Origin of the sequence: Paraburkholderia sp. RL17-347-BIC-D, assembly GCF_046027915.1 — a bacterium.
In the GTDB taxonomy this organism is placed as follows: Bacteria; Pseudomonadota; Gammaproteobacteria; order Burkholderiales; family Burkholderiaceae; genus Paraburkholderia.
Genome location: NZ_JARESS010000007.1, coordinates 206096 through 221073, shown reverse-complemented (window position 1 = coordinate 221073; position 14978 = coordinate 206096). Strand labels below are relative to the sequence as shown.

General features: G+C 63.7%; 11 protein-coding genes. 9 read left to right on the top strand and 2 right to left on the bottom strand.

The features are described from left to right. The first annotated feature begins 274 nt into the window (after positions 1 to 274). Both P0D96_RS12680 and P0D96_RS12675 read left to right on the top strand, forming a co-directional pair. Complete coding sequence (locus P0D96_RS12680; RefSeq protein WP_408313660.1) at positions 275 to 1675, top strand: GntP family permease; 1401 nt, start codon at positions 275 to 277, stop codon at positions 1673 to 1675. Positions 1676 to 1777: 102 nt separating this feature from the next. Further along, positions 1778 to 2179 carry a RidA family protein gene (locus P0D96_RS12675; RefSeq protein ID WP_408177640.1) on the top strand — a complete coding sequence of 134 codons (402 nt, stop codon included), beginning with the start codon at positions 1778 to 1780 and terminating at the stop codon, positions 2177 to 2179. A gap of 22 nt (positions 2180 to 2201) precedes the next feature. Here the strand turns inward: P0D96_RS12675 and P0D96_RS12670 are convergent, their stop codons facing one another. Further along, positions 2202 to 5723, bottom strand: a complete 3522-nt coding sequence (locus P0D96_RS12670; RefSeq protein WP_408313658.1) for an ATP-binding protein — start codon at positions 5721 to 5723, stop codon at positions 2202 to 2204. Positions 5724 to 6022: 299 nt separating this feature from the next. Between P0D96_RS12670 and P0D96_RS12665 the strand changes: the two genes are divergently transcribed. The 7 genes from P0D96_RS12665 to P0D96_RS12635 all read left to right on the top strand — a co-directional run bounded on the left by P0D96_RS12665 (position 6023) and on the right by P0D96_RS12635 (position 14177). Then, positions 6023 to 7723, top strand: coding sequence for a methyl-accepting chemotaxis protein (locus P0D96_RS12665; protein WP_408177638.1), 1701 nt, complete (start codon positions 6023 to 6025; stop codon positions 7721 to 7723). A 402-nt stretch (positions 7724 to 8125) separates the two neighbouring features. Next, entirely contained in the window at positions 8126 to 8698 is a 573-nt protein-coding gene (locus tag P0D96_RS12660; RefSeq protein WP_408313656.1) for a DinB family protein, read from the top strand. A gap of 319 nt (positions 8699 to 9017) precedes the next feature. Further along, positions 9018 to 9269, top strand: a complete 252-nt coding sequence (locus P0D96_RS12655; RefSeq protein WP_007178686.1) for a hypothetical protein — start codon at positions 9018 to 9020, stop codon at positions 9267 to 9269. 341 nt (positions 9270 to 9610) lie between these two features. Then, positions 9611 to 10603: a DedA family protein/thiosulfate sulfurtransferase GlpE gene (locus tag P0D96_RS12650; protein WP_408177636.1), complete on the top strand. Its 993-nt coding sequence runs from the start codon at positions 9611 to 9613 to the stop codon at positions 10601 to 10603. Positions 10604 to 10693: 90 nt separating this feature from the next. Further along, positions 10694 to 12424, top strand: a complete 1731-nt coding sequence (locus P0D96_RS12645; RefSeq protein WP_408177635.1) for an FAD-dependent oxidoreductase — start codon at positions 10694 to 10696, stop codon at positions 12422 to 12424. A gap of 141 nt (positions 12425 to 12565) precedes the next feature. Beyond that, complete coding sequence (locus P0D96_RS12640; RefSeq protein WP_132383480.1) at positions 12566 to 12844, top strand: hypothetical protein; 279 nt, start codon at positions 12566 to 12568, stop codon at positions 12842 to 12844. Positions 12845 to 12941: 97 nt separating this feature from the next. After that, the gene (locus P0D96_RS12635; RefSeq protein ID WP_408313654.1) at positions 12942 to 14177 is read left to right on the top strand and encodes a winged helix-turn-helix domain-containing protein; all 1236 of its coding nucleotides are present in this window, start codon (positions 12942 to 12944) and stop codon (positions 14175 to 14177) included. Between the two features lie 20 nt (positions 14178 to 14197). Here the strand turns inward: P0D96_RS12635 and P0D96_RS12630 are convergent, their stop codons facing one another. Continuing rightward, positions 14198 to 14797 carry a LysE family translocator gene (locus P0D96_RS12630; protein WP_132383476.1) on the bottom strand — a complete coding sequence of 200 codons (600 nt, stop codon included), beginning with the start codon at positions 14795 to 14797 and terminating at the stop codon, positions 14198 to 14200. Between the last annotated feature and the right edge of the window lie 181 nt (positions 14798 to 14978).

Sequence of the window (14978 nt, the reverse complement as noted above, 5' to 3'; positions counted from 1 at the left end):
CTCATTTCGTAGACAAGCTTATCTCATTGAAGAGATCGCCAGCAAGCTTATTACATAAGGGTTTAACCTTGCTTTGGTCTAACTTCAGCCAATTTGCGTCCCGTTTTGGAGACGTTTGGGTACAATCGGCCCGATCACGTTTTGACCTTCGGTCCGCGAAATCAAGCGGCTGGCCGTTGCCGTATGCGTGGCACGGAACCTGCGTTTGCCCGGCGCCGTGCCGTCGCACCCTCGGAACGGCGACCATGTAGAACAACCAAGCTTTGGAGACTCAATGTCCTTTGTCATCGTCCTCGCCGCGCTGGCGTTTCTGATGTTTGCCGCTTATCGCGGCTACAGCGTCATTCTATTTGCGCCAATCGCCGCGCTCGGCGCCGTTCTGCTGACCGATCCGGCTGCCGTCGCGCCGGTTTTCACCGGCATCTTCATGGAGAAGATGGTCGGCTTCGTGAAGCTCTACTTCCCGGTGTTCCTGTTGGGCGCCGTGTTCGGTAAGGTCATCGAACTGTCGGGCTTCTCGGAATCGATCGTGGCCGCCGCGATCCGCTATATCGGCCGCTCGCGCGCCAATGCGGTGATCGTTGCGGTGTGCGCGCTGCTCACCTACGGCGGGGTCTCGCTGTTCGTGGTGGTGTTCGCCGTCTATCCGTTTGCGGCCGAGCTGTACCGCCAGAGCAATATTCCGAAACGCCTGATGCCTGGCGCGATCGCGCTCGGCGCGTTTTCGTTCACCATGGATTCGCTGCCCGGCACGCCGCAGATCCAGAACATCATCCCGACCACTTTCTTCAAGACGACTTCGTGGGCCGCGCCCGCACTCGGCGTGATCGGTTCGCTGTTCATCATCGTGGTCGGCCTGACGTATCTGGAATGGCGCCGCCGCTCGGCGATGGCGACCGGCGAAGGTTACGGCACGGAACTCGTCAACGAGCCGGATCGCGTGGAATCGAAGCAACTGCCGCATCCGTTGCTGGCGGTCGCGCCGCTGGTTCTGGTCGGCGTCGCGAACTTCCTGCTGACCCGCTGGATTCCGAACCGGTACGGCGCGTCGTACACCGTGGCGCCGGACATCCTGCCGGGCATCCACGCGCCGGTCACGACCACGATCAAGGCCGTGGTCGCCATCTGGGCCGTGGAAGGCGCACTGCTCCTCGGTATCGTGATGGTCGTCGTGACGGCGTTCAACCGCGTGCGCGAGCGCTTCGCGATCGGCACCAAGGCCGCGGTGGCGGGCGCGCTGCTGGCTTCGTTGAATACGGCGTCGGAGTACGGTTTTGGCGGTGTGATCGCAGCGTTGCCGGGCTTTCTGGTGGTCAGCGACGCGTTGAAGAGCATTCCCAATCCGCTCGTCAATGCAGCCGTGTCGGTGAGCTCGCTGGCGGGTATCACGGGATCGGCGTCGGGCGGCATGAGCATCGCGCTCGCGGCCATGTCCGACACGTTCATCAAGGGCGCGGAAGCGGCGCACATTCCGATGGAAGTGCTGCACCGGGTCGTCGCCATGGCGAGCGGCGGTATGGACACGTTGCCGCACAACGGCGCGGTGATCACGCTGCTGGCGGTCACGGGCTTAACGCATCGGCAGTCGTATCGCGACATCTTCGCGGTCACGGTCATCAAGACGATGGCGGTGTTCTTCGTGATCGCGGTTTATTACGCGACTGGTTTGGTCTGAGCGGGCGGGAACTGGGCACGATGCCGGCATCGCGCCGGCATCCTGACTTTTGATCGGTTACCTTGTCATCCCGACATCCGATCTTGCCCAGCACACCCTGCCATGAGTTCAGCACCTTCTTTCTGGATGATTCCCTCAGCACCCACGCCGGTCGGCCCGTTCTCGCATGCTGCCGAGGCCGACGGCTGGGTCTTCCTGACCGGCCAGATGCCGACCTCCCCAACCGACGACGCCGCACCGCTTCCCGAAGGTGTCGTCGCCCAAACCAAGCGCGTGATGGACAATCTCGTGCTGGTGCTCCAAGGGCTGGGCCTCGGCCTGCAAAACGTGGTGGCCGCACGCATCTTTCTGACCGAGTTCAAGCGCGATTACGCGCCGATGAACGAGATCTACCGCGCCTACTTCCCCGCCGATGCGCTGCCGGCGCGAACCTGTATCGGCGTCACCGGATTGGCGCGCGACGCGCTGGTCGAAATCGACTTCATTGCCAAACGACCGGGTTGAGCCCGCAAAGCAGAATGGCGGGTCAATGCGCCGACTCCTCGTCGAGTCCGTAGTGATCCAATAAAGCGTCGTGCAGCGAGATCGCGAGTTCGTCCATGTCGGTGGTCCAGCGTCCGCTGTCATTGCATAGCCGTTGCAACCGCCGGCATTGGTCGACGAACTGCGGCTCCTGCACGACGACAAACGCGCCGCTCGCGCTATGCGCCCAGCCGGCCAACGCCTGCACATCTTCCTCTTCGACGATGGCGAGCAGCTTCGGCAGATCTTTTTGCAAGTGCTCCTTGAGCATCGCCGAGTAGCGCGCCTTGTCGTCCGCGCTGAGCGTGCTCTCTGCGTTGGGAGCGGGAGCCATCGCCCTGGCGGGCGCTAGGTTCTCCGGAGCCACCTGCGGTGGTGTCGAAGCCGGTGCCACCTCCAGCAACGCCGCTTGCAACTCGCTCAACGTTGCCGGCTTGGCGACATATCCGCTAAAGCCGCGCTCGCGCCAGTTGTGCGCCCCCTCATGTTCGGCCACGGCGCTGAAGGCGAGCACCTGCACGGTCGCACGCAGCTTGCGCAGCGCGTCCAGCAGTTCGTAACCATCCATCTCCGGCATGTGGATGTCGGTTAGCACCACCTCGAAACCTGTCTGTTCGAATAACCTCAGCGCGTGCTTGCCGTCGGGGGCGATAGTGGGCACGCACCCCAATTCGACCAGTTGTTCGGCAACTAGATTCTGGATCAAGGGATTGTCTTCCGCGACGAGGACTGGGAGACCTCGCAGCGTCGAATGGATTCCCACCGAATCGGCCATTGCGGGCGCAGGAGTCGGCGCTGCGGATGTGCCCCCGCGCGCCAGTTCGATCGCCGACAGAATCGCCGTCCAGCTGAATTCACTCACTTCGAACACGCCGTCGCCGCGCGGCTCGGGATAATGCGGGCCGCCACGCGTGATCCACACGGCGCCGACCGGCTGCAACGTACGCAGCGCGGCAATCACCTCGAGATCGTATTCGCCGGAGGCGAGCAACAGATCGGGGGGAGCATTCATGCGTAGCCACAGTTGCGCGGCGGCCAGCGAGGTTACCAGATGTCCCATCCAACCAGCGTGCTGAAGCCAGCGGTCCAGCAACTCGCTTGTTTCCCGTTCCATGGACAAGACGAGCACCGTCCCGCGTTGCTCGGGGACCGTCGCCGGCGCGAGCGAATCGACGGGCGCTTTCGCGAGCGGGATCGATACACGAAATGCGCTGCCCACACCAGGCACGCTGTCCGCAGCAATCTGGCCGCCCATCACCTCGCATAAGCGTCTGCAGATCGCGAGACCGAGGCCCGTGCCGCCGGCACCGCGCGATGCACCCAGTTCGCCTTGTGCGAACGGTTTGAAAAGCCGCGCCAGCGTTTCCTCGTTCATGCCAGCGCCCGAATCCGAAACCTGGCAGGTCAAAATCGCGCAATCCGGTGAATCGTCTATCACTTCGGCATGCAACGTGATCTTGCCGGTCGAGGTGAACTTGAACGCATTGCTAAGCAGGTTGTTGACGATCTGCGCGATGCGCATTCGATCGCCGATCAAGGTCTGATCGAGGGTCGGTGAGAGGAACGCATAGAAACGGATCGAGCTGTCGCCGTCCATCGACGCGTAGGAAAGGGCGATGCTTTCGAATTCGTCGATGAGACGAAACGGTTTTCTGACCAGCCACATCACGCCGGCATCGATCTTCGAAAAGTCGAGAATGTCGTTGACGACGCGGCGCAGAGCATCTGCTGCAACACGCAATGTCGCAAACCGTTGCGAATGCGCCTCGAGGCCGGGCGTGCGGGCGAATAGTTCGACATTGCCGAGCAGCGCGTTCAACGGTGTACGAATTTCGTGACTCAGCGCGGCGAAGAGATTCGTACGCGCGCGCATCAGCGCCTCGGATGTCTGCTGTGCATGCCGCAATTGCTGCTCGAGCATGGTCTGGGCGGTGACGTCGAGAATCGCGCAGAACAGCACGTTCTCGCCAGCGTAACGCACGGGCGCGTATATGAATTGCAGAAACCGCGAGGGCGCGCCGCCGCCTTTGTCTGATGGCGATGCGGTTTGCGGCTCCGTTTGCGACTGCTGCGGAGACTGATGCTGATGCGCCGGGCGCGCGGGCGCGACGAATGCAGCCACCCGCGCAATCGCCGTGGCCGACGTCTGATCCGGCGCCTGAGCCAGAAACTCGCCGACGACATGCGGCGGAAGCCGGCTGCCGTCGGCCTCGATACCGAGCAACTCGGCCGCAAGCGCGTTGGCGGTCAGGATTGAATAGTCACTCTGTCGAACGATGCACAACCCAACCGGCGTCGCACTGACGAGAATGTGGTTGAGCGTTTCGCTCTCCAGCGCGCGTGACGTTTCCGCGAACGAATTACGTAACAACCGCAGCCCGAAATAGCGTGCCATCAGTGCAATCGCCAGCAGGGTGAGCGCCGCCAGGCAGCCAATTACCGCCAGTTGCCAGCCAAGTGCGACGATCAGCGCACTCCACGGTATGTAGCCGACCAGGAAGCCGAAGCCCGGCCCCAGCGGCTCGTGAAAGATTGTGCCCTCGGGGCTGTAGTGAAAGACGTGGCTTGGCGTTGCAGCCACCGCCTGCCGCAGCAGGTTGGCGATTGGCATGTCGAGCGGCGTCGACGACACGGCGATGCGGCGATCCGCCGTCATCAGCAGGATCACGCCCTCGCTGTCGGCGGGCGCGATACGCGATACGAGCACGTCCAGCGGAATGTTCGCGCTGATCAGCGTGGTGGGCGTGTCGCCGTGATAGTAGGCGCTCACCGCGGAAATCACCGGACGGTTCTGCAGCGGATCGCGGTACGGTCCCAGCCAGACGCGCTCGCCTTTCCCCGGCACGCGCTTGCCGGTTTGCGCCTCGAGGTGCCGTTCGAGCGTCTCGCGCAGCAAGCTCACGATCGCCGGTTGCGGCGTCGACGTGACGGCCTGATCGGCGCTGCCAGCTTGGCCCACGAGCGGTTGCGCCAGCGAAGGCAGGATCACAGCAAAGTCTTCGTTCAAGCCGATCAGCGTCGCCCGTTGCTGCAGTTCAAAAGCCTGCTGGGTCACGAGCGTCGATTGCGCCGATTCGTAGAGGCGCCCGAGTTTTTCGCCCAGTTGCGGGCCCCACGCGTTGCGCGTGGTTTCGCCGACCACCAGGTCGAATTCTGCATCCACCCGGTCTACCTTGCCGCGCGCGACGCCGCTCTTGAGGATCGCCTGCTGTGTCGCATCCGGCGCGCTCCGCGCCGCGGCGCCGCCGTAGTAATAATCGAGCGTCAATTCAGCGCGCCGCAGGAACGACTCCTCCTGATGCAGGAGCAGGGAAACCTCGGCGGCATTTTGCGACTCGAGGGTGCGGCGGTATTCGAGGTGCGTGAGCCCGGCCGCTACCGCCAGCACCAGCGCGAAAATCAGCACGATCAGCATCAGCGAACCGATCGTCGCCAGATACAGGCGCTGCTGGCGTTTCGCGTTCTGCGCGAGCGTGGCGAAAGCCTGCGCCAATGACTCCTGAGTACGGTCGAGGATCTTCTGCATCAGCTCGCGTGAGTGGCAGATTCGCGCAGGCAGACCGCTGCGAAATCGAGGGACGAGATGCGTCTGCAGTCCTTATACGGGCGCAGTGTAGACCTTTTGAAGGTATCACGCGACGCATCCGGCGCTGTTTCACGCGGCCATCCACGATGCGTCAATCAACCCTGTATTAACGGCTTAGGCCGGCCTAAACCTGAGTGGTTTACTGGGAAACCCTCAAGCCCGCGGGGTTAATTGCCGATATTCCTTGCAACCATGTAAGCGCCGCGCCCACGCGCGGGCTAGCACCAGCAAGGAAAGCCATGCGCAATAACCAGCCTGTCACCGGGCACGAGTACGAATTCCCGTCGTCACACATGCTTGTATCCGCGACCGATCTGACCGGCCGCATCCAGTATTGCAATCCGGCCTTCATCGCCGTGTCGGGCTTTACGCGCGACGAACTGATCGGCCAGCCGCACAACCTGATCCGCCATCCGGACATGCCGCGCGAAGCCTTCGCCGACATGTGGGCGACGATCCGCGACGGCCGTCCTTGGACCGCGCTCGTGAAGAACCGCCGCAAAAACGGCGATCACTACTGGGTGCATGCCAATGTCACGCCGGTGGTGGAGAAAGGCGCGGTCGTCGGCTATTTGAGCGTGCGCGTGAAACCGGAACGCAATGCGGTGCGCACCGCCGAAGCGCTGTACGCGCGCATGCGCACCGGCGAGTCGCGCGGCGTGCGGTTGCGCCGCGGCGTGGTGGTGCGCACCGGCGTGCTGGGGCGTTTGCAGGCGCTCATGCGCCTTCCTGTTGCGACGCGTGCGGCAATCGGCTACGCGATCACGCCGCTGGCGCTTCTGCTGACGGGCCTCGTCGCGTGGCAAGGCGCACCGCCTGTGCCGTTCTGGATGGCGTTGGGCGTCACCACGGCAGTCAGCATTGCGTCATGGCAGGTGCTGACGCGCCAACTCGCCGCGCCGATTCGCGACATGTCGGGATTCGCCACGCGTCTCGCCGCCGGCGATCTGACCGCCGATCTGCAGATCGCGCGCCACGACGACCTCGGCGACGTGCTGCAAGCGCTGAATCAGTTGAAGGCAAATCTCGCGGCGATCGTCTACGACGTGCGCGCGCAGATCACCGGCATGCTCGACAACGCGCGCGAAATTTCCAGCGGCAATGTCGATCTCGCGAGACGCACTGAGTTGCAAGCGGCGTCGCTTGAAGAAACCGCCGCCACCATGGAAGAACTGACCACCACCGTGCAAGCCAATGCCGACGCCACCGTGCGCGCGCTCGATCTGGCAAAAGACGCCCAGGCGGCGGCAACGGTCGGCGGCAAGATCGCCGGCCAGGTCGAGCAGACCATGGCGGGCATCACAGCGGCATCGCGACGTATCGCCGACATTACCGGCGTGATCGACGGGATCGCCTTCCAGACCAACATCCTCGCGCTGAATGCCGCGGTCGAAGCGGCGCGCGCGGGCGAAGCAGGCCGCTCGTTCGCGGTCGTCGCGAGCGAAGTGCGCATGCTGGCGCAACGCTGCGCGGCGTCGTCGAAGGAAATCAAGTCAGTGGTCGAAGCGAGTGCCACCGAAGTCGCGGCCGGCACCGAACTAGTTGCGCGGACAACGTCGCAGATGCGCGTGATCGACGAGGCGGTGGGGCGCGTGTCGTCGATCATCGTCGACGTGGCGAATGCGAGCAGCGAACAGGCGGAAGGCATTCGCCAGGTCAATCAGGCGGTCTCGCATCTGGACGGCGCCACGCAGCAGAACGCAGCGCTCGTCGAGCAGGCGGCGGCCACCGCGCAGCGTCTGGCGGAACAGGCGGACGTGCTGGATGAAGCGGTGCGTCTGTTCACCGTCGCCGACGCAGCGCCGGCGCAACGCGCCGCCGGCACGAAGCGTCGGGCGTTCACCGCTGATGCAGCGCAAACGTCGGCGCCCGAGATCAACCGACACCGTGCGCCAGTCACCGCACACGATGTCGAGCAGGAAGAAGCCGAATTGATCTGATAGATCGGCGTTACCCCCACCTCGACAGTCCAGTATTGACGCAGCACGATGGCAGCGTCAGCGCCCAGTTGTTTGCAAGGGCAGGCTGACCCGAGTAACAACGGCGTTTAGCGGCCCGCCCTCTCCGTGGACGGGCCTATTTTTTTGTGGACTGGATTCGGTGCTTGCGCTGTTGAGGATTGTTGAGGTTTTGTCCTCGATCATCCGTTGCCGCCCGCGTGGCAGATAAGGCGAACGGTGAGGGAATACGGGAGCGCGTCTTCACGAACGCGCCACACGTCGATTGCCTCGCGCGAAGCGATGCTACGCTAGACAGACAGCGTTTCCATTCTCGCGCCACGCGTGCGATCACGGCGACGCGCAAGCGCACCCTCATGCCGATTCCCGCTACCGGAGGCCGACGTGACCCCTTCCGACTCGCCACGCGTCAATCCGCTGTCTTCGCACCTCGCCGCCATGGCGCGCAACAACGCCTGGTCGAACCTGCGCCTCTACCGCGCCTGCCTCACCTTGACCGACGAAGCGTTCGCCGAGCGCAGGGTGAGCTTCTTCCCATCGTTACAGCTCACGTTGAATCACATCCTTCTGGTGGACCGCTACTACTTCGATGCGCTGATCGGCGGCGGCGCAGGCCTCACCATTTTCGATAACGAATTGCCCTATCCGCGCGCAGCCGACCTGTGGGATGCACAAGTGCGGAGCGATCAGCAACTGCTCGCCTTCTGCGAATCGCTTACCGACGATGATCTGCAACGCGAAGTCCAGATCGACCGCGGTCCGCCGGTCGGGGTGCAACGCGAGCAGATCGGCAGCGTGCTGCCGCATGTGTTCGTCCATCAGATCCATCATCGCGGGCAAGTTCACGCGATGTTGAGCGGCACAGCGGCCGCCCCGCCGCAGCTCGACGAGTTTTTCCTCGCCGCCGACGCACCGCTGCGCGTCGCCGAACTCAGCGATCTGGACAAGATGCGCTAGCCGCGACGTACGCCGCGCCCGGCCCATTTCCCCTAACTGGAGCGCGCGTCAACAGCGTGACAGTCATGGAGAAGAATCGCACCGTCACGGGGCACGAAAAATGCATCCGTCGTTGCCGAGAGTCGCGTTAAACTGGTTGTCACGGCGGGACGTCACGACACGCGCTGCCCGGCGGGCCGCGCCAGTCAACGCGCTTGGCGGCGTGCGGCACGCACGCAACTACGGCGGCAACCACGTGAAGCGTGACGGTGGCGAGACAGACGCCGCACCATCCTGCCCGTACAATGGTTCGATCAACAACGGAACGAGGACAACTTCGATGCGCACTACCGGGTCTTCCGGGTCAATGGCCCTGCTCACCGAATACGACGACGCAACGGCGCGCGAACTTCGCTCGCTGCGCCTCGAATCGACAGAAGACGGCAAAGGCATTCTTTTGATCGAAGTCGACGAGCGCAAGCCAGGCATTCACCGCGAAGTGCGCTACGAAATCACGCCAGCCGAACTGATTGCCGCGATTCGCGCGCACGGCGCCGAATTGCCCGGCGAACAGCACAATCATCGTCAATGAAATCCGTCACGCGGCATTGCACTTTCAGTGTGAATGCCGCGTGACGCTTTAGCATCACCGTTCTCTAATTGCTTGCTGAGCGGGCGTCTACGGACGTCCATCGGGCATTATTTCCGCTTTAGCAACACCGCGCGACATTCACACCTTTCTTGTTTTGTTCAAGTCACGCTGCTAATCCATCTTTCAAGTGGTTGAGTGTGCTTGAGATTGCGCATTCCACACCCAAGTAAAGGGCTTCTTTTCAGGGCGTTTGCACGTCTTGAAAATGCGTCCATAATCCTTGCATTCTCCTTTGCATTTCCTACCTGCGCCGCGCCCGAAAGGGCTGCGGATGTAAGCCGATGCTACATGATCTCGTCGAGCAATATGGGCCGGCGCTCGTCTTCGTGAACGTGCTCGCCGCCTCGATCGGGCTGCCGGTTCCGGCGATGCCGTCGCTCGTGCTGTTCGGGGCGATGGCGGCCATGCATCCCGGTTCCGTGGGCACGCAGTTGGCGCCGGTGCTCATCCTGTCGATATTCGCCACGCTGATCGGCGACAGCGCGTGGTATTTCGCTGGCCGTATGTACGGCGGCAATACGCTGAAAACGATTTGCCGCCTGTCGCTCTCGCGTGACACCTGCGTAAAAAAGACCGAACGCTTTTTCGGTCGCTGGGGCGTGCGCGTGCTGGCCGTGGCCAAGTTCGTGCCGGGACTGTCGATCGTATCGATCCCAATGGCGGGCGCCATGGGCACGCGCTACCGCACGTTCCTCACCTACGACAGCATCGGCGCCGCATTGTGGTCCGGCACCGGCCTGATCATCGGCGCGCTGTTCGCGAGGCAGATCGACATGCTGTTCGCCATGGCCGGACGCCTTGGCCGAACGGCCGCGCTGGTCGCCGTCGGCCTGCTGCTGGCGTATGCCGCGTATCGCTGGGTGCGCCGGCGCCAGCTGATTTCGAAGCTCGCGTCCGCGCGCATCGAAGTCGACGAACTGGCCTCGCTCGTGAAGGCCGGCAAAACGCCGGTGCTGTTCGACATCCGTTCGCATGAGAAGCGCAAGCTCGATCCGTTCATCATTCCGGGCTCGCAATTCGCCGACGAGCGGCAGCTCGACGAGATCGTCGCGACCTATCCGCACGATCAGAAGTTGGTGATCTACTGTTCCTGCCCGAATGAGATTTCCGCGGCATGGATGGCCAAGCAATTGAACGAAGCCGGCTTCTCCGATGTGCTGCCGCTGCGCGGCGGCATGGAAGCCTGGCGCGACTCGGGCAAGCCGGTGGACTCGCTGCCCAACACGCCGCCGCCCGACGTGGCGGTCGACGACGTCGCGCCGAAGGCCGTATAGCGCAAGCAGCGCACCTGGATTCGCGCCTTCGGGCGCCGCGCCGCTTCGCCTCTCGTTCGATCCATCAATGAACACCGAAGGAGCGGTTCAATGCTTTCGACTCAAGAAGCTGAAGTGCAACAAACAGTAGGGCAACAGCAGGACGTCGTCGCCGACGCGCCGTTTTCGTCACTCTCGACGCGCATGCATCAGATGTTCCCCGCGCTCACCTGCGCGGAAATCGGTCGTCTGCGCAAGTTCGGCGAGATTGGCCACTGGAAAGCCGGTGAGCTGTTGTTCGAGACCGGTCTCACCGGTCCCGGCATGTTCGTGGTGCTCGAAGGGCGCGTGAAGGTCTATCAACGCGACGGCATCGGACGCGAAGTGCTGATCAACGAACATGGCGCCGGGCATTTCCTTGCCGAAGTCGGTCAATTGTCGGGACGACCCGCGCTGGTCAACGGCATGGCGCTCGGTTCGGTGGAAGCCTTGCTGATTCCGCCGGAGCGGCTGCGCGCGCTGATCGTCGCCGAAGCGGAACTCGGCGAGCGCATCATGCGCGCGCTGATCCTGCGGCGCGTGTCGCTGATCGAAAAGGGCGCGGGCGGGCCGATCCTGATCGGCAACAGCAGCGACGCCCGGCTCGTCATGCTGCAAGGCTTCCTGTCGCGCAACGGCCATCCGCATTCCGTGATCGACGAACGCGACGAAGACGCGTTGCGTCTGATCGAGCAATTCGCCGCGCAAAAAGAAGACATGCCGCTGGTGATCTGCCCGGACGGCTCGGTGCTGCGTCACCCGAGCATGCCGGAACTCGCCACGTGCCTCGGCTTGCTGCCCGATCTCGACGATGCGCATGTGTACGACGTCGCGATTGTCGGCGCCGGCCCGGCTGGGCTCGCCACCGCGGTGTACGCGGCCTCCGAAGGCCTGTCGGTGATCGTGCTCGACAGCCGCGCGCCAGGCGGCCAGGCCGGCGCGAGTTCGCGGATCGAGAACTACCTCGGCTTTCCGACCGGCATCTCCGGTCAGGCGCTGGCGGGCCGCGCGTTCGTGCAGGCGCAGAAATTCGGCGCGCACGTCGCGATTCCGGTCAACGTGAAGGCGCTGCATTGCGCGGAGCGGCCGCATCGGCTGGAACTGAAGTGCGGCGGGCATATCACGGCGCGCGCCATTGTGATCGCGAGCGGTGCGGTCTACCGGCGCCCGGCGCTCGAAGGGCTCGACCGCTTCGAGGGACGCGGCGTCTACTACTGGGCGTCGCCGGTCGAAGCCAAGCTGTGCAAACGCCAGGAAGTCGTACTCGTGGGCGGTGGCAATTCGGCCGGCCAGGCGATCGTCTATCTGGCGACGCATGCGGCCAAGGTCCACGTACTGATCCGGCGCAGCGGTTTTGAGGCCACCATGTCGCGCTACCTGATCGACCGGATCCGCTCGCTGCCGAATGTGTTCGTGCATCCGAACTCGGAGATCGGCCGGCTGGATGCGGACGAAAGCGGTTTGTCGTCGGTCGCCCTGAAAAAACCGTTGCCCGACGGCACCGATCATTTCGACACGCGCCATCTGTTCCTTTTCACCGGTGCGGACCCGAATACCGACTGGCTGCGTACCTGCGGCGTGGAACTCGACGAGAAAGGCTTCGTGCTGACCGGCACCAGTGCCGACGGCGCCTCGGCCTGCGATCTCGCGACCACGGTCGAGGGTGTGTACGCGATCGGCGACGCCCGCGCCGGCTCGACCAAACGGGTCGCGGCGGCCGTCGGCGAAGGCGCCGCCGTGGTCGCGCAGATCCATCAATTGCTTGCGGTATCGGCGGGAGAAGCGGTCCCGCTGGGCGCCTGAATGATTTCGATGGTTTGAAAATGCCCGCCGGCCTTGCAACCGCCGGCGGGTAACCTGCTGTTACACACACCTTCAACTGGTTGCACCTGCTTGCCTTTCTGTCTCGTAATATTGTCGTCAGCCATTCGACAGGAGACAAGCATGTTCCAACGCGCGATCGTTTTCGCCGCCTTCGGCCTTGCCGCCGCCTGCGCATCGACTGCCGCCTCGGCGCGGGTGGACGTCGGCGTGTTCGTCAACACACCAGGCCCGGTGTACGCAGCGCCGCCGGTCTATGCGCCACCGCCCGTCGTGTATGCGCCCCAACCGGTCTACGGTTACGGCTACCGGGACGACTACTATCGCGGCGGCCACCGCCACTGGCACCACGATCATGGCCGTCATCGCGGCTGGGATCGGCATCACGGCCGCGGGTGGTAAAGGCAAGTTTGGGCGCTTCACGCTACAGTAGCGGCTGCTAATCCAGGCTGGGCCTTGTGTCCGCCCCCATCGCAGTCACTCACTGATCGACGCCCGCGTGAAGACTCTTTCGCTTTCCGCCGCCCGTACCCTGCATCTGGCCGCGCAAGGTTTGCTGACGCCGCCGCGCCGCAAAGCCGTCAAGGCCGACGTGCTCGACACGATCCGCCGCATGGCGCAATTGCAGATCGACACGATTCACGTCGTCGCGCGCAGCCCCTATCTCGTGCTGTTCAGCCGGCTCGGCGCCTATCCGCAGCAATGGCTCGACGAGCTTCTCGCCGAGGGCAAGCTGTTCGAGTACTGGTCACATGAAGCCTGTTTCGTGCCGATCGAAGATTACGGCCTGCTGCGCCATCGCATGCTCGATCCGAGCGGCATGGGCTGGAAATACGCGGCCGAGTGGCACAAGAAATATCGCAAGGACATTGAGAAGCTGCTCGCGCACATTCGCGCGAGTGGTCCCGTGCGCTCCGCGGATTTCGCCCGCGAGGCGGGCAAGGGAAACGGCTGGTGGGACTGGAAGCCGGAGAAACGCCATCTGGAAGTGCTGTTCGCGATCGGTCAATTGATGGTGGCCGAGCGGCGCAATTTTCACCGCGTCTACGATCTGACCGAGCGCGTGCTGCCGGATTGGGACGACGCGCGCGATCTGCCGCCCGCGCACACCGTGACCGAAGCCGTGTTACGCCGCACCTGCCGTGCGCTCGGTGTCGCGCGCGCCGATTGGGTCGCCGACTACTACCGGCTGCCACGACGCCCGTACCGCGACGAACTGCATGCGCTCGCCGACCAGGGCGAACTGATTCCGGTGCAGGTGGAAGGCTGGAAGCAGGACACGTTCGTGCATCGAGACTTCGCCGCGATACTCGACGATGCCGCGAGCGGCAAGCTCTCGTCGACGGTCACTACCGTGTTGTCGCCGTTCGATCCGGTGGTGTGGGATCGCAAGCGCGCGGCGGCGCTGTTCGACTTCGACTACGCGATCGAATGCTATACGCCAGCGGCGAAGCGCAAATATGGTTACTTCGTGTTGCCGCTGCTAAGCCGTGGGCGTCTGGTCGGCCGCGTGGATGCGAAAGCGCACCGGACCCAAGGCGTGTTCGAACTGAAGTCGCTGCACATCGAACCGGGCGTGCGTCTGAGCGCCCGTCTCGCCGGCGATCTGCGCCGCGCGTTGCAACGCTGCGCGGATTGGCACGGCACGCCGCAACTACAAATCACGTCCGCGCCGCCGGAATGGCTCGACGCGTTAATGGTCGACGACGCCTTGGGCGACAGCGTGGCCGCCTGAACGCCCGATCAGCGCCGCACTCAATGCAGTGCCGCCCACGCAATCGACAAGGAAAATACGCCGAGCACGATCGAAGCGCCACGTTGCATCTTCACCGGATTGAGCCAGCTGAGCCTGCCGCTGCCGAGCGCCGCGCCGAACGCGATCCACGCGAGCGCGATCGGCACCAGCAGGCACGCGAACATCAGCATCGAAAAGGCGTAGGCCGGCAGGTGCGCGAAAGCGACAGCCGGAAAGATCGTGCCGGCGAACAGCAAGCCTTTTGGATTGAGCAGCGTCGCCACGAACAACGTGCGCATGCCGCTCGCCCGCTGCGCCGAGTCGGGCAACGCGACTGCCGCGCGCCACATGTCGACGGCGAGATAGGCGATGTACAAGCCGGCCGCCACGCGCAACACCGAGGGCAGCCAGGGCAGCGCATGCGCCGCCTGGACGAGGAAATGCCCCCACACGGAGATCGAGACGAGATAGCCGCCTAGTTCGGCGGCGATCAGCGGTAGTGAGCGCCGCACACCTTGGCGCAAGCCAGCCGCGGCAAGCAGTGTATTGGTGGGGCCGGGTGTGATCAGCACGACGACAATGCCGACGGCCAGCAGCGCGATAGCAGACGCAGAGAGCATAAAAAAGGCGCAATGTTGGAGACAGTGCGCCTTTTTATCATAGACAGCGGCGACGCCGAAATGCAGCGGCCGAATGCGATGATGAATCGCAGCCGCGTTATGCCGTCACCCCAAACAGAAGCAACGGCCGTTCGACATCGGCATGCATGCCGATGCGAATCGCGCCGCTGACCGGCAACGC

Coding starts and splice junctions, on each gene's coding strand:
- P0D96_RS12650 (WP_408177636.1), top strand. CDS start 9,611: ATGCTACATGATCTCGTCGAGCAATATGGGCCGGCGCTCGTCTTCGTG.
- P0D96_RS12630 (WP_132383476.1), bottom strand. CDS start 14,797: ATGCTCTCTGCGTCTGCTATCGCGCTGCTGGCCGTCGGCATTGTCGTC.
- P0D96_RS12675 (WP_408177640.1), top strand. CDS start 1,778: ATGAGTTCAGCACCTTCTTTCTGGATGATTCCCTCAGCACCCACGCCG.
- P0D96_RS12655 (WP_007178686.1), top strand. CDS start 9,018: ATGCGCACTACCGGGTCTTCCGGGTCAATGGCCCTGCTCACCGAATAC.
- P0D96_RS12665 (WP_408177638.1), top strand. CDS start 6,023: ATGCGCAATAACCAGCCTGTCACCGGGCACGAGTACGAATTCCCGTCG.
- P0D96_RS12640 (WP_132383480.1), top strand. CDS start 12,566: ATGTTCCAACGCGCGATCGTTTTCGCCGCCTTCGGCCTTGCCGCCGCC.
- P0D96_RS12680 (WP_408313660.1), top strand. CDS start 275: ATGTCCTTTGTCATCGTCCTCGCCGCGCTGGCGTTTCTGATGTTTGCC.
- P0D96_RS12645 (WP_408177635.1), top strand. CDS start 10,694: ATGCTTTCGACTCAAGAAGCTGAAGTGCAACAAACAGTAGGGCAACAG.
- P0D96_RS12670 (WP_408313658.1), bottom strand. CDS start 5,723: ATGCAGAAGATCCTCGACCGTACTCAGGAGTCATTGGCGCAGGCTTTC.